This is a genomic window from Sphingobium mellinum (genome assembly GCF_037860795.1).
GTDB classification, from domain to species: Bacteria; Pseudomonadota; Alphaproteobacteria; order Sphingomonadales; family Sphingomonadaceae; genus Sphingobium; species Sphingobium mellinum.
Genome location: NZ_JBANRK010000001.1, coordinates 833,631 through 851,574, shown reverse-complemented (window position 1 = coordinate 851,574; position 17,944 = coordinate 833,631). Strand labels below are relative to the sequence as shown.

The window sequence follows — 17,944 nt, the reverse complement described above, 5'->3', positions numbered from 1 at the left end:
TGGTCGGCACCGGGACGGCGACGGCGCACGTCAACGACACGATCGACACGACGACGGTCAATCTGAGCGCCTCGACGGTCAGCGAGAACGCGGCGGACACCAGCTACGTGTTCACGGCGACGCTGACGAACGCGTCGCAGGGCGTCACCACGATCCACACCGACAAGGGCGACATCACGATCGCCGATGGCGCGCTCAGCGGCACGCTGGTGATCGCCTCGGGCCAGGGCGAGGATCCCTACCTCGACGCCACGAGCAAGACCGCGACGATCACCGGGACCGAGGGCGGCAACTTCGAGAACCTGGTGGTCGGCACCGGGACGGCGACGGCGCACGTCAACGACACGATCGACACGACGACGGTCAATCTGAGCGCCTCGACGCAAGCAGAAGATCCGAACGCGACTTACGTCTTCACCGCGACTCTAAGTAATGCCTCACATGGTACGACAACTATCGTTACCGATCAGGGCACCATCGCCATCGCCGATGGCGCGACCAGCGGCAACCTGACTCTTGCCGCAGGAAACATACAAGACGACGCAAGCCTCACGGCAACCATCACAAGTGCCACGGGCGGCAACTTCGAGCACCTGGTGGTCGGCACCGGGACGGCGACAGCGCACATCACGGGTGTAAACGATGCGCCGACGGCAAGCGCGCCGACGAATCACTATTCGGCAATCGAGCAGTTGGCGCTTAGCCTCAAGGGCACTGGACTCTCGGTGAATGACGTCGATGCCCGCACCGGCACACTGACGGCGACGCTTTCGGTTGGCGAAGGAACGCTGACGGCAACCGCGGGCGACAGCGGCGTAACAGTCGGCGGCAGCGGAAGCTTGTCGCTGACTATCAGCGGTACCCTAGCCCAACTCAATGCGTTCCTCGGCGCCTCCGGCACCAGCACGCTGAGTTACGTCGACAATACCGACACGCCGTCCGCCTCGACAACCCTGAGCCTGTCAGTCAACGATAATGGCAACACAGGCAGCGGCGGTCCGCTAACTGGAAACGCTACTTCCACAATCGACATCACGCCGATCAACGATGCTCCGGTCGCCAAAGCCGATACCGGCAGCGTCACCGCCAGCAACACCCTGACCGTCACGGCGGCCAATGGTGTCATCCAAGGCGTCGGTGCGGACACCGACGTCGACAATGCCACCAATACGCTTGTCGTATCCGGGGCGGTGGCCGGGACCGGCGCGGTGACGCAGGGTCAGGGCGTGGCCACCATGCTGAACGGCACCTACGGCCACCTCACGCTCAACGCGAACGGCTCGTATACCTACATCGCCGACAATGCCGGCAACATCGCGGGCGGCTCGAGCGCGTTCGATACCTTCACCTACACGGCGAAGGATCCGGGCGGGCTGGTGTCGAACACCACCACCCTGACCATCACGGTCAACGGCAACAACCACGCCCCGGTGGTGAACCCGGTGAATGCCGGCACGCTGACCGATACGGCCGCCAACGACACGTTCGGCAACCTGACCGGCAGCATCTCGGCGAGCGATGCCGACGGCCAGACGCTCACTTACGGGATAAGCGGAGTCACACCCTCGGGCGGCGTTGCCACGCTGGTCGGCACCTACGGCATGCTGTCGGTCACGACCGCCACCGGAGCCTACACGTTCACGCCCAACAACACCGCGATCAACACGCTGGCGGCGGGCAGCAACCCGGACCAGACATTCACGATCACCGCTTCGGATGGCACTGCGATGGGCAGTAACACGCTGACCGTGCACCTTGTCGGCGCGAATGACACGCCGGTGGTCAATGCAACCACCAAGGCGCTCACCGACACCGCGGTCCAGGATGCAGGCACCGTGGTTTCGACCGGTACGGCCGGAACGGCTGGCACAGGCGTGCTGGCAAGCGACAGCGACCGCGATGGCGACAGCCTGAGCGTTTCGGCGGTGAACGGCGTGGCGGGGAACGTCGGCAACAGCGTCGGCGGGGCCTACGGCAACCTGACCCTCAATTCGAACGGCAGCTATAGCTATACCGCGAATTCTGCTTACGACGCGCTCAAGGCCAGCGACCCGCTCAAGACGGACACCTTCGCCTACACCGTTTCGGATGGGCACGGCGGCACGGTCACGCAGAACCTGGTGTTTAACATCCAGGGCGTGAACGACACGCCGGTCGTCAATGCGACTACCAAGCCGCTCACCGACACTGCGGCCAAGGATGCGGGCACGGTGGTCTCGAGCGGGACGGCAGGCACCGCCGGCACGGGAGTGCTTGCCGGCGACAGCGACCGCGACGGTGACACCCTGACCCTCACAGCGGTGAACGGCTCGGCCGGCAATCTCGGCGTCAACGTCGCCGGCACATACGGCACGCTCGTTCTCAACTCGAACGGCAGCTACACTTACACCGCGAACGCGGCTTACGACGCGCTCAAGCCGACCGACGGCTTGAAGACCGACACATTCAGCTACACCGCCTCGGACAGCAACGGCGGCACGATTACCCAGAACCTGGTGTTCAACATCACCGGTGTGAACGACGCGCCGGTGGTCAATGCGGTGAACGCGGGCACACTGACCGATACAGCGGCGAGCGACACATTCTCTAACCTGACCGGCAACATCGTCGCGGCCGACTCGGAAGGCCAGACGCTGACCTACGGAATCAGCGGTGGAACGGTGTCTGCCGGCACTTCGACGCTGGTCGGAACCTATGGGGCGCTCACGGTCAATACTTCGACAGGGGCTTACACGTTTACCCCGAACAATGCGGCAATCAATGGTTTGCCCGCAGGCAGTAACCCCGATCAGACCTTCACGATCACGGCGTCGGACGGCTCGTTGACCGGTAACAACACCTTGGCAGTACATCTGGTTGGTGCTAACGACCCGCCAGCATTGAGTGGAGCAACTTGGACCTGGGGCACTTCACCGCATCAGAAGGAACTCACCATTGCGGGGTCAATTTCCGACCCGGACGGTAGTGCGGGCTCTGAAACCGTTAGCATCGACTGGGGTGACGGAACGACCACGCAAGTAGCCGCCAATGCAAGTGGATCTTTCCCGGCTCAAACGCACACGTACAAGAACGCGAGCGCCCAGACGGTTATCCTCACGGTAACCGATTCCTTTGGAGCATTTGTCTCGAAATCTACCATAACCAGCACTAGCGGAACCGGTACCTTCCCCGCCGGTGTCGCGGGTTCGCCTATAAACCTCGGTCTTGACCATCCTGCTGATGCGACGTTGGCAACGATCTTTATAGCGGCTTTGCCAGCCGGCTGGCATATTGAGGGCGGCGAACAACAGGCGGATGGCAGCTGGGTTGTCCAGACACATGACGCAAGCACTCTAACCGTAACAACATCGCCGGATTTTGTGGGCGCAGGGGTTTTGGATCTTTCCATCAATTGGACCGATGCGAGCGGTGTGGGGCACACACAATTTGTTGCCGACAACGTCGAGGCCTATGCCGCCGGTACCCCGATCTTCGCCTGGTCGGGCGACGACACGCTGACCGGCTCGGCGGCTGCAGATACGTTCGTGTTCTCGCAGCCGATCGGGGCCGACACGATCCACGCGTTCGACACGGCGGATGATGTCGTCGATCTGATCGGCTACGACCAATTTTCCAGCTTTGCGGACATCATCGCGCACGTTTCCGACAACGCGTCGGGCGATGCTGTGCTTGATCTGGGCAGTGGCCAGTCGATCACCTTCAACGGCGTTCACGCGGCCGACCTGGTGTCGGACAATTTCGAACTCGATGTGCAGCCGAGCTGGAGCAACTCCGCCTCGATCACAATCGGCGACGGGGCGATGCTACCAATGAGCGGGGCGCTGGCGAACAGCGGCACCATCGAGTTACAGGATGCCGGTAGCGGGACGTTGCTGCAGATCATCCAGCATGGCCTGACGCTGACCGGCGGCGGATCGCTGGTGCTGTCCGATAGCCTCGGCAACACGATCACCGGCACTCTGGCAACGGTCACCCTGACCAACGTCAACAACACGATCTCGGGCGCGGGGCAACTGGGCGGCGGAACGCTGACCCTGGTCAACGGTGGCACGATCCTGGCCAATGGCACCCACGCTCTGGTGATTGATACCGGCTCCAACACGATCGCCAACAGCGGCATGCTGGAAGCGACCGGATCGGGGGGGCTGTCGGTCTTGAGTTCACTCGACAATAGCGGGCACCTGTGGGCCAATGGCGGCGCGCTGAGCTTTGCCTCCGGTGTGAGCGGTACGGGCGATGCGACGGTCAGTGGTGCTGGCTCGATCGAGTTCGATGGTGCCTCGTCGATGAACGTGCTGTTCGATGCCTCGGCGGCCGGCACCCTGACGCTGACCGCGCCTGGACTCTACAGCGGCACGGTGTCCGGTTTCGACGGCAACGACCAGATCGACTTCAGCCACCTGATGTTCGACCAGTCGAGCACGGTTGGCTATGTCGAGGATACGGACGGTCTCGGCGGCGTCCTGACGGTAGCTGGCGGTGGGGAGACGGCGCAGTTGCACCTTGCGGGGGACTATAGTGCTGTCGATTTCGCGCTAGGGACGGATGGGCATGGTGGTATCCTGGTGACGGTGACGCATCACGATCCGGTGCTCGAACAGCCGGGCATGCTGACCCTTTAGCATAGGCGCCGGTTTTTGCGCGACGGGCGTGCGCGGATATCGCACGCCCGCTCCCATGAGGCATAATCGGTGATTTCCAAGTCTCTCTCCTTGCATGGGTTTGCCGAGTCCTCGATGACCGTAAAGCTGGGCAATACGATGCGGCACTCCGGTCGCGACCGAAGAGCTATGGGCGAGTTTCATGGAACTTGCGCTGGCGTGGCCACAGCAGAAGGCGAGTTAGACCTGCGCCGATTGATCAAGCCGCATATCCGCCATAGCCGTCGACCTGAAGGACGCCGACGAAGTCGCCCAGTTGCGCTTCGCCCCGCTTACTGTTGCGATTGACAGCATAGAAATAGGCGACCATGCGGCTCTCCGCCACCCCAAGGGCGGTCATCGCGCCGTAGGCCCATAGCTGCCCAGTCTTCGTCTTCCGGTATGGGGTTGAGCACCGGCGCCGTCGTCTCGTCAACGAACAGCGGTTCGGCTCGTTGCAGTTTCTCCAGAAAGGGTGAATTTATCCACAATATGTCGAGATGCGACTGGCGAATTAAATAAATCAAGGGCGTTTAAATTGTAACGTCTGCTTGGCGACTAAATTCGATCCAAAGTGCCCAGTCGGCGGTAGGCCATTCATGCTCATACAGAAGCGTCTGGACAGATCCAAATTCGTCCGCCATCATGCTATTAAGCTGGTGATTTTACGGCCGGCAGAGATATCCGTGGGTACGAATGTGGGAAAGCTTGGTTGGCGTGAACAGAAATTCGGGATTTCTGCCGTTTTTAATCACGGTTATTAATCCCTCCCTCTCCGCCAGTAACCATTGAAATCGTTGGGTTTTCTGGCGAATACAGGGCGCTATCCGCCACCAGGCCCGTCATCGTGAAATGCGCTGGGATGCGACATGATGAACCGGGTCGGGCATAGTCCGATTTGACCTCCGTCAATGAAGGCTGGCCGCCTTTCCGCTCTGCTGCCCGGGCGCCGGCTTCATGCGGGAGCAGGAATGCGGAGGTTCAAAAAGATGGACGAGGAATATACATTCGAACGCGGCTATGTGGTCTATCCCGATGTTCCGGATGACGATCCCGCCGCGAAGGCGCCGTATCGCGACGTGGGCACGGGGCTGATTGCGCCTCAGCGCTATTTCGATACGCAGGAGGCGAATCTCGAATGGGAGAAGCTGTGGACCAGAACATGGTGCTGGGCGGGTGTGACGCATGACCTGGCGCATGTCGGTGACTTTCTGCGCTTCGACATAGGCCGCGAGTCCTTCGTGATCGTGCGATCAGAGGCCGGTCGCATCCAGGCTTTCTACAATGTCTGCCCGCATCGCGGCAATTATCTGGTCACCGCCGACAGCGGCAATATCCGCGACGGCGCCTCACTCTATTGCAGGTTCCATGGATGGCGTTTCAATCTGGATGGCAGCCTGCGTTCGATCAAGGATCGGCACACCTTCCATGAGGAGGTGCTGTGCGGCACGGAGTCGCTCAAGGAGGTTCGCTGCGAGACCTGGAACGAGATGGTCTTCATCAACATGGACCAGGATGCCGAGCCGCTGACGCAGTATATGGGCGTCGTGACCCACCATCTGGCGAATTACGATTTTTCCCGGATGCGTATCTATAATGACGTCGAGGGCGTCATCGACGCGAACTGGAAGACGGCGCTGGAAGCCTTCATCGAATTTTACCATGCCGACGACACCCATCCTCAGGTCATTCCGATCACGTCCACGCTGAAGACTCAATATGATCTTTACGACAAGGGCGTCAGCAGGATGATCATTCCGACGGGCTATTCCGGTGATCGGGCCGCCCATCCCGAAGAGGTGTCCGAAACGCTGCAGGGCTTCGTCGCCTTTTTCGGTGGCAAGAATGCCGAATATGCCGGCATCAAGGGCAGCGATTATCGCGTGGCTTTCGCCGATACGCTGCGCAAATGGGCAAAGCGGAACGGACATGCCGACCTGTTCGACCGTCTGACCGACGGGCAGTTAACGGACGATTGGAACTACCATCTGTTCCCGAACGTCACCCTGAATGTCTTTTCGCACAGCCTGCTGATCCAGAGCTGGACGCCGCATGCGACGGATCCTGAGAAGTGCACCTATCGCGCGCTGAGCCTGGTACTGCCGGTCAGCGACCCGAATCAGCATGTGATGGACCCCGGCTCCTTCGCCGTATCGGGCGAGCCGGGCTGGACCGGCGCAACGCGCCCGGCGCGTGTCTATCCCAAGACGCTGGAGGAATGGGGAACCGTGCTGGCGCAGGATGTGGAACGACTGCCGATGATCCAGCGCGGCATCCGGTCGAGAAGCTATGACGGCAGCCGCCTGAGTGAATCGGAATGCCGGATCAGGCATTATCTGAAGGAGGTGGACCGATATCTGGGGCGGGACGACAATCGGCGATAAGCCCGAACATGCGCGCGCACCGAACTCAAGAAACATCTTCTGCCAGCATCCTTTCAGTCCCGCGCCGCGCTGATGCGCATGAGGTGGCCGGTTGTAGCGGCATGTGCGGATCAGCCGATGTCGCGATCCTCATCCCGCTCGACCAGTCCGGGCGCGGGTCGCCCGCGAATAACGACGGCCAAGGCGGCTGCCATCTGACCTGTCCCGCCGCTCGGCGCATCGACAAGGGGCGGTGCGGCTATGGCCCGGCGCTTTGTGACGCCCGGGGATTTTTTCGTCCGTTTTGACTGTCGTCAAATCGGTTTCCCGGGCGGTGGCTTATCCCTCCTTTGACAAGGGAGAAGCTCAATGATCCACTTTATCGCTGCTCATTTTTCGTCAGCAGTCGTCATCGTCATGCTGACCTTCATGGTCGTGCTGGGCGGGCTGTCGCTGGAGGATGCTATTCGCGGGCAGCGCGTTTGAGCGCCGCCAGCGACGCACGGTCGCCCTTCGACATGCTGGGCGGCCGGGATGGCGTGACGGCCATCGTCGAGCGTTTCTACGACCTGATGGAGGGTGACCCGACCTATGAGGAGCTTCGCGCGCTGCACGCCCACGACCTGACGCCGATGCGCCATTCGCTCGCCGGCTTCCTGACGGGATGGCTCGGGGGCCCGCGTGACTGGTTCGCCGCCAACCCCGGCAAATGCATGATGTCGGCGCATGGCTCCGTGGCCGTCGACTCCACGACCACCCACCAGTGGGTAAGGGCGATGGCGGAGGCGATCCACGATTGCGGTGTCGAACCTGAGCTGGCGTCGCGGATGACAGATGCCTTTTCGAGCATGGCGTCCGGGATGATTCCACGCGCCTAGATCGCGTGGCTGAACGGCCTTTCCGCCGGCATCAGATAGGCGTCGAAGCAGGCGGCGATGCTGCGGGCATAGGGCAGCGCCTGGGGTGTCAGCAGCACCCGGCCTTCGCTTAGCCGGACAAGCCCGCGCTCCTCGAAGCGGGTAAGGTCGAACAAGGGGTCGGCAGCTCCGAGATAGGCTTCCCCCTTGCAGAGGATCGCTTCGATGATCCGACCACGGCGGCGGTCCTCCGGTGTACGGGGTGTCCCGCGCGCCGCAGCGAGCGCGCATGCCTCCACCAGGTGCCGCCAGTCGCCCGCCTGCTTTTCATTCTGGACGATCAGATCCGGGAAGAGGCTGATCGCGCTGGCGCCAAGCCCGATCAGGACATCGGCGGGATCGTCGGTGAAGCCCTGGAAATTGCGCCGCAACCGTCCTTCGCGCGCGGCGCGGGCGAGACCGTCGTGGGGCAGAGCGAAATGGTCGAAACCAAGCGCCTGATAGCCCGCTTCCGTCAGCATGCGATGGCCGTCCGCCGCCATTGCAAAGCGGGTCGCAAGATCAGGCAACAAGCTGCCGTCGATGCGGCGCTGGCGCGGCACGTGGGTTGGCATATGGGCATAGCCGAAAAGCGCGACGCGCGCTGGAGCCATGCGGATGGTCGCCTCGATCGTGGCAGCCAGGTCGTCGCGGCTCTGGCCGGGTAGCCCGTACATGAGGTCGAAGCCAGTGGCGATGCCGACGCGGGCCAGTTGTTCCACCGCACGCTCGACCATGTCCAGCGGCTGTATCCTGCCGATCGCGGCCTGCACATGCGGGGTGAAGGTCTGGACCCCAAGATTGACGCGGTCGACGCCCATCGCCGCCATGGCGGAGATCCACTGCGTGTCGAGCCGGCGCGGGTCGAGTTCCACCGACAATTCGGCGCCCGCTGCGCGGAAGCAGAGCAGCAACTGTTGTTGCAGGCGCACGAAGTCGACGAGCGGCAGGGAGTTGGGACTACCGCCGCCAAAGGCTATCCGGCGCACCCGGCCGCGCCCGTCGAGCCGCCCGGCGATGAGCGCCATTTCCTGCTCCAGCGCTTCCACATAGGCGGTCAGGCGATGCGTGCGGGTCGCGGCGCCGGTGTTGCAGCCGCAATACCAGCACATGTCATGGCAATAGGGGATGTGGACATAGAGCGAGAGGGCGGTGTCCTCCTCGACAGCGTCGAGACGGGCGGCGAGTTCGGGCGCGCCCACCTGCGGCGTGAACTCCGCCGCCGTGGGATAGCTGGTGTAGCGCGGCACGGTCCGCGCCAGCAGGTCAGGATGATATGTCCACATGCCCCACTTATCGCGATACGCTTCGCCCGGGGCATTGAGCCAGGTCAAAATGCCGGTTGTGCGGTATCCCGACTCCGTCATCTTGGGCGTCGGCATGGGCGCGAATTGCTGAACGTCACGCGGCGGCGAGCGCCTTCACCACGAAGGGGAGGCGCTCGCCGCCGGCTTCGGTAAGCGTCAGGTAACTGCCGGGCTGGATGCTGTGCGTTTCCAGGTGGAAGATGGCTTCGTCGTCATCCTCACCCGGCTCATAGGAGAGCGTCCAGCCGTCGGCGCTGCGCAGCAGGCAGCCGCAGCGATCCGGCTCGTTCGGCCAAAAGCGCCGCACCGTGGCGAGTTCGGGATGACGCCGAAATTCCCTTTCGTCGATCAGCCCGTCCGGGCCGACGGGCAACCGCATGACATAGCTGCGAGCCGCCGATCCGTTGGGGAAAGCAGGAGAGCGCGCAAGTTCGAGCCGTATCGTCGTCCAGGTCATGCCTGTTTTCATCGGGCCTGCGATAGCGAAAGACCATAAGGACTATTCCTGATGGAGGCCGTGCCCCCCGTGCCCTAGCCAAGGGGCGCAAGATGCGTCCGACCGGCGGGGAGATACGCCATGAAATCCATTCTGCTGCACGTCCACGACGATCTGGGTCTTGAAAGCCGTCTGCGGGCGGCCTGCGACATCGCCCGTGCGACGAACGGCCATATTCACTGTGTCCAGATTTCGGCCATGCCTGATTTCGTGGCAGCCGATATGTATGGCGGGGCGGGGCTGGCGCCGGAAATGCTGGCCGACCTGGACGAGATGGACGAGACGGTGCGTCTGCGAACCCAGGAACGGCTGACGCGGGAAGGCGTAGGTTGGGACTGGAGGCATTTGCGGGCAGACACGGTGAGGGGATTGCTTGCCTCTGCCGGCCTGTCTGATCTGCTGGTCGTCACCCTGCCCCATGGACCACGCAAGGATTATCGCGACCCCGAGCCGATTGCCGCTGAACTGGTACTGGCCAGTCGCGTCCCGGTGATGGCGGTGCCGCAGGACGCCAGGGCGCTGGACGTGCCGGGGCGGGCACTGGTGGCCTGGGACGGATCTGAGGAATCGTCCACCGCCTTGCGGCTGGCGCTGCCGCTGCTCAAGCTTGCGGACGACGTGCATGTGGTGACGGTGGCGGAAGAAGGTAAACCTGTCTTTCCGGCGACGGACCCGGTCGAATATCTGTCCCGCCACGGCATCAAGTCGGAGCTCCATAGCTGGCCGAGGGAAGGCCGCACGGTGGACGCGGCCCTGAACGCCGCGATCGCCGCGCTGAAGCCGGACTGGATGGCGATGGGCGCGTTTGGCCACAGCAGGCTGCGCCAGTTCGTGCTGGGCGGCGTCACGCGGACGATGTTGAGACAAGCTGATCTGCCGCTCTTGCTGGCCCACTGAACTAGCGGCATGATAAGTCATGGCGGTTGCGGACGACGACACCGACGGGCAGGCCGAAAGGGACCATCGCCTGGAACAGGCCCTGCTGGGATCGATCCTGGCGACCGTGCCCGATGCCCTGATCGTCATCGACATGGCGGGCCGGATCGTTTCGTTCAGCACGGCGGCGCAGCGCATGTTCCAATATGCCGCCAGCGACGTTCTGGGCGAGAATATCTCGATGCTGATGCCGTCCCCCGACAGGGAACGGCATAATGGCTATATCCGCCATTATCTCGACACGGGCGAAAAGCGGATCATCGGGATCGGCCGCCTCACCAGCGCGCGCCGCCGGGACGGGTCGATCTTCCCGATCGAATTGTCGGTAGGAGAGGTGCGGAATGAAGGCCGGCGGCTGTTCACCGGCTTCATTCGCGACCTGACCGAACGCCAGCAGACCGAGCGGCGCGTGGCCGACCTGCAGGCGGAACTGGCCCATGCCAGCCGGGTAATGGCCATGGGGACGCTGGCGTCGGCGCTGGCGCACGAACTCAACCAGCCGCTGACCGCCATCGCCAATTATCTGGAGGCTGGGCGTGACATGCTGGACAGCGGCGGGCCGGTGGACCGCGAACTGCTGCGCGAGGCTATGGAGGAAAGCGCGGCGCAGGCGCTGCGTGCCGGCGAGATCATCCGGTCGCTGCGCGAGTTCATCAAGCGCGGGGACACCATCCGTCAGCCGACCCCGCTCCGCGCGCTGCTGGCAGAAGGCGCCGCCCTGGCCTTCATCGGCGTCGACAGCCGGGGCATCGACATGGACATCAGCGTCGACCGGCGCGTCGACAAGGTGCTGGTCAATCGCGTGCAGTTGCAGCAGGTCATCATCAACCTGGTGAAGAATGCGGTGGAGGCGATGGCGGACAGCCGAGCGCGCATCCTGCGTCTGTCGGCCGTGCCGGCCGGGGACGGGCGGGTCGAGGTGATCGTGGCCGACAGCGGACCGGGGCTGGCCCCTGCCATGTCGCGGACTCTGTTCGTCCCGTTCAGCACCACGAAGGCCACAGGGATGGGTGTCGGCCTGTCCATCAGCCAAACCATCATCGAAGGCCATGGCGGGCGCATCTGGGCCGAACCGTCGCAATGGGGCGGCACGGCCTTTCATTTCACCCTCGACCCTGCGGACTGAAGCATGAGCGAAATTTTCCCTATCTATGTCCTGGACGATGACGAGGCGGTGCGCCGGTCCTTGTCCTTCATGTTGCGGACCAGTGGCTATGGCGTGCGGCTGTTCGAGGGCGGACTCTCTTTCCTGAAGGCCGCCGCCGATCTGGAGCCAGGATGCGTACTGCTGGATGTGCGCATGCCGGAGATGGACGGGCTGGAAGTTCAGCGCGAGCTGCGCACACGCGGCATCATGCTCCCGGTCATCATCATGACCGGCCATGGCGACATCGACATGGCGGTGGGCGCGATGAAGGCGGGTGCCAGCGACTTCATCGAAAAGCCGTTCGAAAAAGCGGCGCTGATCGCCTGCCTTGAAGCGGCCCGTCATGCTTCGGTGGCAGACCGGGGCCTCAGCGCACGGGCGCAGGACGCGCGGGCACGGCTCAACATCCTGACCGACCGGGAGCGCGACGTGCTGAGGGGGCTGGCCGAGGGATTGCCCAACAAGACGATTGCCTATGACCTGGGCATCAGCCCGCGCACCGTCGAGATCCATCGCGCCAACCTGATGCAGAAACTCGAAGCAAGGAGCCTCGCCGAAACGCTGCGGATCGCCTTCCATGCGGGAATCGAAAAGAGAACGGAGGGGTAAAGGGGGCGACTGGCCTTGACGGCGTCGTGAAAGAATCTGGAGTGTCCCGCGGCGCACGAATGAAATCAAAAGCAGACTATCACCTGTCCGACCCTTTCCGCCGTCGAAATTGCCCAACCCACATAGGGACAATTACGGATAGGTCTTGTGCTCCTGCGGAGTCATGCAGCGGGCATGAAGATGCAAGTTGATCTGGCGCAAAATGCGCGTCGCGATGTCGATAGGGTGGGGGTGATGACACCCGGTCCTGGCGGATGCGGTGCCGGCTATTGCGCGCGATGCGTCGTTCGGGACCAGGCGATCTGTGCCGGCCTCGGGGGGGAGGAACGGGGCGCACTGAACCGGATCGGGCGGCGCGTGACGCTGCAACCCGGCCAGACGGTGATGTGGGAAGGCGACAGTTCCACGCTGGTCGCCAATGTCGTCAACGGCACGCTGAAGCTTTCCACCGCCACCAGCGACGGGCGCGAACAGATTGTCGGCGTCGTCTATGCGGCGGACTTTATCGGGCGGCCGTTCGGCGCGCGTACGCCACACAGCGTAACGGCGCTGACCGATGCGCAACTATGCCTCTATCCCCGCGGTGCCTTCGACGCTTTCGCGCGCGAGCATCCGCAACTGCAACATCGGCTGCTTCAACGGACGCTGGACGATCTCGACCGGACCCGCGCCTGGATGCTGCTGCTGGGGCGCAAAAGTGCGCGCGAGAAAGTGGCAACCCTGCTGCTCGACATGGAGCGGCGGGTACGGTCCGACGCAGACGGCGTCATCGACCTCCCCCTGTCGCGGCAGCAGATCGCCGACATATTGGGTCTGACGATCGAGACCGTGTCGCGCCAGATCAGCGAGCTGAAACGCCTGAAGGTCATCGCGCTCGCGGGACGGCGCGGCGTTCGGATCATCGACTCCGTTCGGCTGGAGCGGATGGCCGAGGGAGAGTGAGCGGCGCGTGCCGCCGACGCATGGACGCAGGCTTCTTACAGCGCTCGCCTGTCCCTGAAACGACGAAAATTTTTGAACTTCCGCTTGAGCGGAGAACGGGACATCTCCATCTTCCCGACCTCGACTCTACACGGACCAGGAGCCATTCCGCATTACATTCACATCCCTCCCGCTCCGTCGCTCTTTCTTCTGACGAGCAGGTTAGGACTTTCGATGCATCCTGCGGTTCTGCGCTGCCTTGCCCTGCTGCTGGCCTGTCTTCCTTCGCTGGTCCATGCGCTGCCTTTCAACCGGCCTACGCCCGGGCTTACCCGCGTCGCGATAGAAACCAGTCTGGGCACGATCACTGTCGCGGTAGACATGAAGCGCGCGCCGCGTACCTCTGCCAATTTCCTGGCCTATGTCGATGACGGGCGGTTCGATGGCGTTACCTTCTACCGGGCGGCACGGCGCAAGAGCGACCCCCGGCTGGGGCTGATCCAGGGCGGCATCGACACCGATGCACGCCGGGCGCTGCCGCCCATCCCGCACGAACCGACGACGAAGACGGGCATCCGCCACCTTGACGCGACGCTGTCGATGGCGCGGCCCAACCGGCCGGATTCGGCGATGGGCAATTTCTTCATTACGGCCGGCGCCACCCCCAATATGGACGCGCGCGGCGACTATATCGGCTATGCCGCCTTTGGCCATGTCGTGGCGGGCATGGATGTCGTGCGCCGCATCCTTGCTCTGCCTACCTGTTGTGGCTCCGGGCCGATGCGCGGGCAGATGATCATCAAGCCGGTCACCATCCTGCGTGCGCGGCGGCTGGACGGGGTGGCGCGACCGACGGGCGGGGTAAAGCCCTGGCTGCTCGGCTTGCGCCGCAAGCCTGCGCCCTGACGCTTTTTGCTGGCAGGCCCGGGGCTTGCCGGTCAGGATGCGCCGCACAGGAGGCGGTCGATGACGGGACGGATCAGGGTTGGCATCGGCGGATGGACGTTCGAACCATGGCGCGGCACCTTTTATCCCGAAGGACTGCGGCAGAAGGACGAACTGGCCTATGTTGGCCAGCATCTGACCGCGACGGAGATCAATGCCACCTATTACAGCACGCAGAAGCCCGCGACGTTCGCCAACTGGGCGAAGGCCGTGCCGGACGGATTCCAGTTCGCCGTCAAGGCGTCGCGCTTCTGCACCAACCGGCGGGTACTGGCGGATGCGGGCGAATCGATCGAGCGTTTCGTCAATCAGGGCATTGCGGAATTGGGCGACCGATTGGGGCCGATTCTGTGGCAGTTCATGCCGACCAAGAAATTCGATGCGGCCGATTTCGGCGCCTTTCTGCAACTGCTGCCCAGCGCGGTCGGCGGCGTTCGGCTGCGCCATGCGGTGGAGGTGCGGCACGAGAGCTTCGATGATCCCGCTTTCCTGACGATGGCGCGCGAGGCGGGCGCAGCTGTGGTGTTCGCCGACCATGACGAATATCCCGCGATCCACGGCCATGATGTCGGCTTTACCTATGCCCGACTGATGCGGACGCGGGAGGAGGAGGCGGCCGGCTATCCCGCCGCGCTCATTCGGCACTGGGCGGCGATGGCGAAGCGCGAGGCGGATAAGGGCGATGTTTTTGCCTTCTTCATCAGCGGCGCAAAGGTGCGCGCGCCTGCCGCGGCCCAGGCGATGATCGTGGCTTTGGGGTAACAGGCCTGTTGCATTTGCTGCAACTGCGAAGCCGGGCTTTGCGATTGTGACAGGATGATGACCGGCGCATAGACGTTCCTGCCGCAAGACGGTAAAAACAAAATAGCAGGAACCCAGAACATGCGACACACTGTGCAGGGCGTTGCGCTGCTGGTTGCGGTCGGCGCTCAGGTGCTGACCTTCTACTCGGTGCTTTTCGTCTGAGCGATTATTCGCTCTCACCCATCCCTCTTAATGGAGGGTTTTTAAAGAGGCCGCCCCCGCACTTGCCCGGGCGGCTTTTTTAATGTCTTTTGCAAGCGAGCCTTTTAATTCGATCATGGAGTCCGCCTGACGATGAACCCCGGCGAAGCGTTGCTGTTCGTCTATGGCACGTTGCGTCCCGGCTTCAGCGGCCCGATGGCGGCATGGCTGGCGTCGGTCGCGGAGCATGGCGGCCGGGCCACCGCACGAGGCGCGCTGTATCGCGTCGACTATTATCCCGCCTTCGTGCCCGGCGGGCAGGGGCAGGTCGTCGGCGACCTCATGCTGTTGCGGGATGCCGCCGCGCTGTTGCCAGTGATCGATGCGCATGAAGAATGCACCGCGGAGTTCCCGATGCCGCACGAATATCGGCGCGAGCGGCTGATCGTGGAGTCGATGACAGGGCCAGTCGAAGCGTGGACCTATGTCTATGCCCGTCCCGTCGACCAGTTGGAACGGATCGAGGGCGGCGACTTCATGCGCGTCTGACCGCTTGCGCCCGCCAGCCGATCGCATAGGGTGGCGCCGGGGGCATTTCGTGCGAGGACGCCCATGAGCAACGATATCGAACGCCTGCCCGAGGACCGCAGCTGGATCGACCTGACGGGCATCGACCGGCGCAAGCTGCTGGCAGGCGGGGCCTTTGCCGCCGGTTTCGCCGCCGCCTGCCGCCCGGTGTCCAGCAGCGCGGTGCAAACCTCGGGCGAGGGGCTGAAGGAAGAGACCGTCAGCATCGCGGCCAGCGACGGCTTTGCGGTGCCGACCTTCGTCGCCCGGCCACAGGGCTCCGGCAAGCGACCGGTGATCTGCGTCGTGCATGAGATCTTCGGGGTGCATGAATGGGTTCGCGACATGTGCCGCCGCTTTGCCAAGGCCGGTTATCTGGCGATCGCCCCTGATCTTTTTGCGCGGCACGGCGACGCCACCAAGATAGCGGATATCAAGCAGCTCGTTTCGACGATCGTGTCGAAGGCGCCGGACGCGCAGGTCCTGGCTGACGTGGACAGTGTCTTTGGCTGGGCCGGCAGCCATGGCGGCGACGGGCGGCGGCGCGGTATCACCGGCTTTTGCTGGGGCGGACGGATCGTCTGGCTCTATGCGGCCCACAGCCCCGATCTGGACGCGGGCGTTGCCTTTTACGGCCGGCTGGTGAGCGACAAGACGCCGTTGCAGCCGCTCAGCGTGATCGAGCAGACAGGCGCGCTCAGGGCGCCGGTGCTCGGTCAATATGGTGGCCTGGACAAGGGTATTCCGCTTGCCGATGTGGAGGCGATGCGTGCCGCGCTGAAAAAGGCGGGCAAGTCGCCGCCGGACGCCATCACCGTCTATCCCGGGGCGGACCATGGCTTTATGGCGGACTATCGCCCGAGCTACAATGAAGCGGCGGCCAAGGCCGCCTGGACGGCGACGCTCGACTGGTTCGGCCGCTATGTGAAAGGCGGCAAGGCGGGCTAAGCCTCGCGGCCTATTTCTGCTGCATCGCCTGCACGGCGGCGAGCGTGCTCTTCATATGCCCGGCATAGCTCATCTCGCTGTGAACGAAGGCGATGCGACCGCTCGGCGCGATGACATAGGAGGTGCGGTCGGTCATGCCCGGCCGCATCTTCAGCGCGACGTCATAGTCCGACACGATCGCCGGCCCGGCGGACGCGACGGCAAACTTGCCAGCGCATTCCTTGGTCGAAAAGGCGACAAGGTCGTCCACCGGGTCGGCGGACATGCCGATGACCGTGGCGCCAGCCTTGCGGAAGTCATCAACATGTTCGGCGAACTCCCGCGCCTCCGCCGAGCAGCCGGGCGTGAACGCCTTGGGGAAGAAATAGAGCACGACCGGACCGCGCCGCAGCTGGTGCGAAAGGGTCAGGGTGAAGGTCTTGCCCGCCTTCGCGCCCCGCGTGGTGAAATCGGGCGCTTTCGCCCCGACGGCCAGTGCGGCGATAGCGCTGGGCGCAACCAAGGTGGAGGCACAAAGGACGGTGGCCAGACCCAGGGCGATCTTCAAACTCTTCGTCATCCGCATGTCTCCTTGTCGTCCCCTTGCGTTAGCATGGACGCGAGGGCAAGTCTCCCTCATGGGAACCCGTCGTCGGATCACCGGTTCATTGCGGATGCGCGTCCTGTTCGCCATGCCGCTGCTGCTGCTGGCCGCCTGCGAAAACAGGGATGGCGACAAGTCCGGCATCTCGACCAACATCGTCGAATACCAGGCCACGACCGATACTCCGGGCGCTGCGCCGGAGCCGGACGCCAATTCCGCCGATGCCTCGGCGTCTTCCGCCGACGCACAGGCAGGACCGCCGCATCCCGACGCGCGCGCGGGATCGCCGACCGCAACGATCCCGGTGTCACTGCAAGGACGCTGGACCGGCTTGAACGATGTCTGCGGCGATCGATCGGCCGATCTGGAACTGACGGTGAAGGCAGGGAGCCTGATCTTCCATGAAAGCGTCGGGACGGTGAAGGGCGTGGCGTCCGGCGCGAACGGAAGCCTGCGGATCGACGCCGCCTTCACGGGGGAAGGCGACAGCTGGAGCAAGACGCTGCAACTGCGCCCGTCCGCCAGCGGGCGCGAACTGACGATCATCAATGATGGCAGGGCGGTGACGCGCAAACGCTGTTGAAGGAACGTGCGGCCGGGCGCCCCGGCCTGTTCCAGCTGCCGCCTTTATGGTCTAGAGA

The 17,944-nt window shown here is 63.6% G+C and carries 16 protein-coding genes and 1 pseudogene; 12 read left to right on the top strand and 5 right to left on the bottom strand.

Annotated features, from left to right (window positions below; all coding sequences use genetic code 11):
- The first annotated feature begins 41 nt into the window (after nt 1–41).
- Nucleotides 42–4,622 carry a beta strand repeat-containing protein gene (locus tag AAC640_RS04340; RefSeq protein WP_340264894.1) on the top strand — a complete coding sequence of 1,527 codons (4,581 nt, stop codon included), beginning with the start codon at nt 42–44 and terminating at the stop codon, nt 4,620–4,622.
- 238 nt (nt 4,623–4,860) lie between these two features.
- On the opposite strand, the gene AAC640_RS04335 is transcribed toward AAC640_RS04340, so the two are convergent.
- Together AAC640_RS04335 and AAC640_RS18360 are read right to left on the bottom strand one after the other, a co-directional pair.
- Nucleotides 4,861–5,001 (bottom strand): IS66 family transposase, encoded by a 141-nt coding sequence (locus tag AAC640_RS04335; protein ID WP_340264838.1) that lies wholly within the window; start codon nt 4,999–5,001, stop codon nt 4,861–4,863.
- Nucleotides 4,972–5,083: pseudogene (locus tag AAC640_RS18360) on the bottom strand (IS66 family transposase); the annotation flags it as partial. The pseudogene AAC640_RS18360 and the gene AAC640_RS04335, both read right to left, overlap by 30 nt.
- 528 nt (nt 5,084–5,611) lie before the next feature.
- On the opposite strand from AAC640_RS18360, the gene AAC640_RS04330 reads away from it, so the two are divergent.
- Nucleotides 5,612–7,024 carry an aromatic ring-hydroxylating oxygenase subunit alpha gene (locus tag AAC640_RS04330; protein WP_340264837.1) on the top strand — a complete coding sequence of 471 codons (1,413 nt, stop codon included), beginning with the start codon at nt 5,612–5,614 and terminating at the stop codon, nt 7,022–7,024.
- Nucleotides 7,025–7,485: 461 nt separating this feature from the next.
- Entirely contained in the window at nt 7,486–7,881 is a 396-nt protein-coding gene (locus AAC640_RS04325; protein WP_340264836.1) for a group II truncated hemoglobin, read from the top strand.
- Here AAC640_RS04325 and hemN read toward each other — a convergent pair.
- Together hemN and AAC640_RS04315 are read right to left on the bottom strand one after the other, a co-directional pair.
- A complete protein-coding gene (hemN, locus tag AAC640_RS04320; RefSeq protein ID WP_340264893.1) occupies nt 7,878–9,185 on the bottom strand; it encodes an oxygen-independent coproporphyrinogen III oxidase in 1,308 nt (435 codons plus the stop codon). The two genes, AAC640_RS04325 and hemN, sit on opposite strands and share 4 nt — an antisense overlap.
- Before the next feature lie 115 nt (nt 9,186–9,300).
- On the bottom strand, nt 9,301–9,663 hold the full coding sequence (locus AAC640_RS04315; protein WP_340264835.1) for a hypothetical protein: 363 nt from the start codon (nt 9,661–9,663) through the stop codon (nt 9,301–9,303).
- A 120-nt stretch (nt 9,664–9,783) separates the two neighbouring features.
- Here AAC640_RS04315 and AAC640_RS04310 point away from each other — a divergent pair, with 120 nt between their 5' ends.
- The 8 genes from AAC640_RS04310 to AAC640_RS04275 all read left to right on the top strand — a co-directional run bounded on the left by AAC640_RS04310 (nt 9,784) and on the right by AAC640_RS04275 (nt 16,720).
- Complete coding sequence (locus AAC640_RS04310; protein ID WP_340264834.1) at nt 9,784–10,599, top strand: universal stress protein; 816 nt, start codon at nt 9,784–9,786, stop codon at nt 10,597–10,599.
- A 19-nt stretch (nt 10,600–10,618) separates the two neighbouring features.
- Nucleotides 10,619–11,764: a sensor histidine kinase gene (locus AAC640_RS04305; protein ID WP_340264833.1), complete on the top strand. Its 1,146-nt coding sequence runs from the start codon at nt 10,619–10,621 to the stop codon at nt 11,762–11,764.
- A gap of 3 nt (nt 11,765–11,767) precedes the next feature.
- Nucleotides 11,768–12,394, top strand: coding sequence for a response regulator FixJ (gene fixJ, locus AAC640_RS04300; protein WP_340264832.1), 627 nt, complete (start codon nt 11,768–11,770; stop codon nt 12,392–12,394).
- 174 nt (nt 12,395–12,568) lie between these two features.
- A complete protein-coding gene (locus AAC640_RS04295; RefSeq protein WP_340264831.1) occupies nt 12,569–13,336 on the top strand; it encodes a Crp/Fnr family transcriptional regulator in 768 nt (255 codons plus the stop codon).
- Nucleotides 13,337–13,549: 213 nt separating this feature from the next.
- Nucleotides 13,550–14,221, top strand: a complete 672-nt coding sequence (locus AAC640_RS04290; RefSeq protein WP_340264830.1) for a peptidylprolyl isomerase — start codon at nt 13,550–13,552, stop codon at nt 14,219–14,221.
- A gap of 60 nt (nt 14,222–14,281) precedes the next feature.
- Nucleotides 14,282–15,022, top strand: coding sequence for a DUF72 domain-containing protein (locus AAC640_RS04285; protein WP_340264829.1), 741 nt, complete (start codon nt 14,282–14,284; stop codon nt 15,020–15,022).
- 336 nt (nt 15,023–15,358) lie between these two features.
- Nucleotides 15,359–15,754 (top strand): gamma-glutamylcyclotransferase family protein, encoded by a 396-nt coding sequence (locus tag AAC640_RS04280; RefSeq protein ID WP_340264828.1) that lies wholly within the window; start codon nt 15,359–15,361, stop codon nt 15,752–15,754.
- Between the two features lie 63 nt (nt 15,755–15,817).
- Nucleotides 15,818–16,720 carry a dienelactone hydrolase family protein gene (locus AAC640_RS04275; protein ID WP_340264827.1) on the top strand — a complete coding sequence of 301 codons (903 nt, stop codon included), beginning with the start codon at nt 15,818–15,820 and terminating at the stop codon, nt 16,718–16,720.
- Between the two features lie 10 nt (nt 16,721–16,730).
- Here the strand turns inward: AAC640_RS04275 and AAC640_RS04270 are convergent, their stop codons facing one another.
- Nucleotides 16,731–17,279, bottom strand: coding sequence for a peroxiredoxin (locus tag AAC640_RS04270; RefSeq protein ID WP_340264826.1), 549 nt, complete (start codon nt 17,277–17,279; stop codon nt 16,731–16,733).
- A gap of 58 nt (nt 17,280–17,337) precedes the next feature.
- Here AAC640_RS04270 and AAC640_RS04265 point away from each other — a divergent pair, with 58 nt between their 5' ends.
- The gene (locus tag AAC640_RS04265; protein ID WP_340264825.1) at nt 17,338–17,886 is read left to right on the top strand and encodes a hypothetical protein; all 549 of its coding nucleotides are present in this window, start codon (nt 17,338–17,340) and stop codon (nt 17,884–17,886) included.
- The last annotated feature ends 58 nt before the right edge of the window (nt 17,887–17,944 follow it).

Excerpts from the sequence above, each read along its gene's own strand:
- AAC640_RS04270 (WP_340264826.1), bottom strand. The coding sequence starts at position 17,279 with ATGACGAAGAGTTTGAAGATCGCCCTGGGTCTGGCCACCGTCCTTTGT.
- AAC640_RS04295 (WP_340264831.1), top strand. The coding sequence starts at position 12,569 with ATGAAGATGCAAGTTGATCTGGCGCAAAATGCGCGTCGCGATGTCGAT.
- hemN (WP_340264893.1), bottom strand. The coding sequence starts at position 9,185 with ATGTGGACATATCATCCTGACCTGCTGGCGCGGACCGTGCCGCGCTAC.
- AAC640_RS04305 (WP_340264833.1), top strand. The coding sequence starts at position 10,619 with ATGGCGGTTGCGGACGACGACACCGACGGGCAGGCCGAAAGGGACCAT.
- fixJ (WP_340264832.1), top strand. The coding sequence starts at position 11,768 with ATGAGCGAAATTTTCCCTATCTATGTCCTGGACGATGACGAGGCGGTG.
- AAC640_RS04335 (WP_340264838.1), bottom strand. The coding sequence starts at position 5,001 with ATGACCGCCCTTGGGGTGGCGGAGAGCCGCATGGTCGCCTATTTCTAT.
- AAC640_RS04315 (WP_340264835.1), bottom strand. The coding sequence starts at position 9,663 with ATGACCTGGACGACGATACGGCTCGAACTTGCGCGCTCTCCTGCTTTC.
- AAC640_RS04310 (WP_340264834.1), top strand. The coding sequence starts at position 9,784 with ATGAAATCCATTCTGCTGCACGTCCACGACGATCTGGGTCTTGAAAGC.
- AAC640_RS04265 (WP_340264825.1), top strand. The coding sequence starts at position 17,338 with ATGGGAACCCGTCGTCGGATCACCGGTTCATTGCGGATGCGCGTCCTG.
- AAC640_RS04280 (WP_340264828.1), top strand. The coding sequence starts at position 15,359 with ATGAACCCCGGCGAAGCGTTGCTGTTCGTCTATGGCACGTTGCGTCCC.
- AAC640_RS04290 (WP_340264830.1), top strand. The coding sequence starts at position 13,550 with ATGCATCCTGCGGTTCTGCGCTGCCTTGCCCTGCTGCTGGCCTGTCTT.
- AAC640_RS04330 (WP_340264837.1), top strand. The coding sequence starts at position 5,612 with ATGCGGAGGTTCAAAAAGATGGACGAGGAATATACATTCGAACGCGGC.
- AAC640_RS04285 (WP_340264829.1), top strand. The coding sequence starts at position 14,282 with ATGACGGGACGGATCAGGGTTGGCATCGGCGGATGGACGTTCGAACCA.
- AAC640_RS04275 (WP_340264827.1), top strand. The coding sequence starts at position 15,818 with ATGAGCAACGATATCGAACGCCTGCCCGAGGACCGCAGCTGGATCGAC.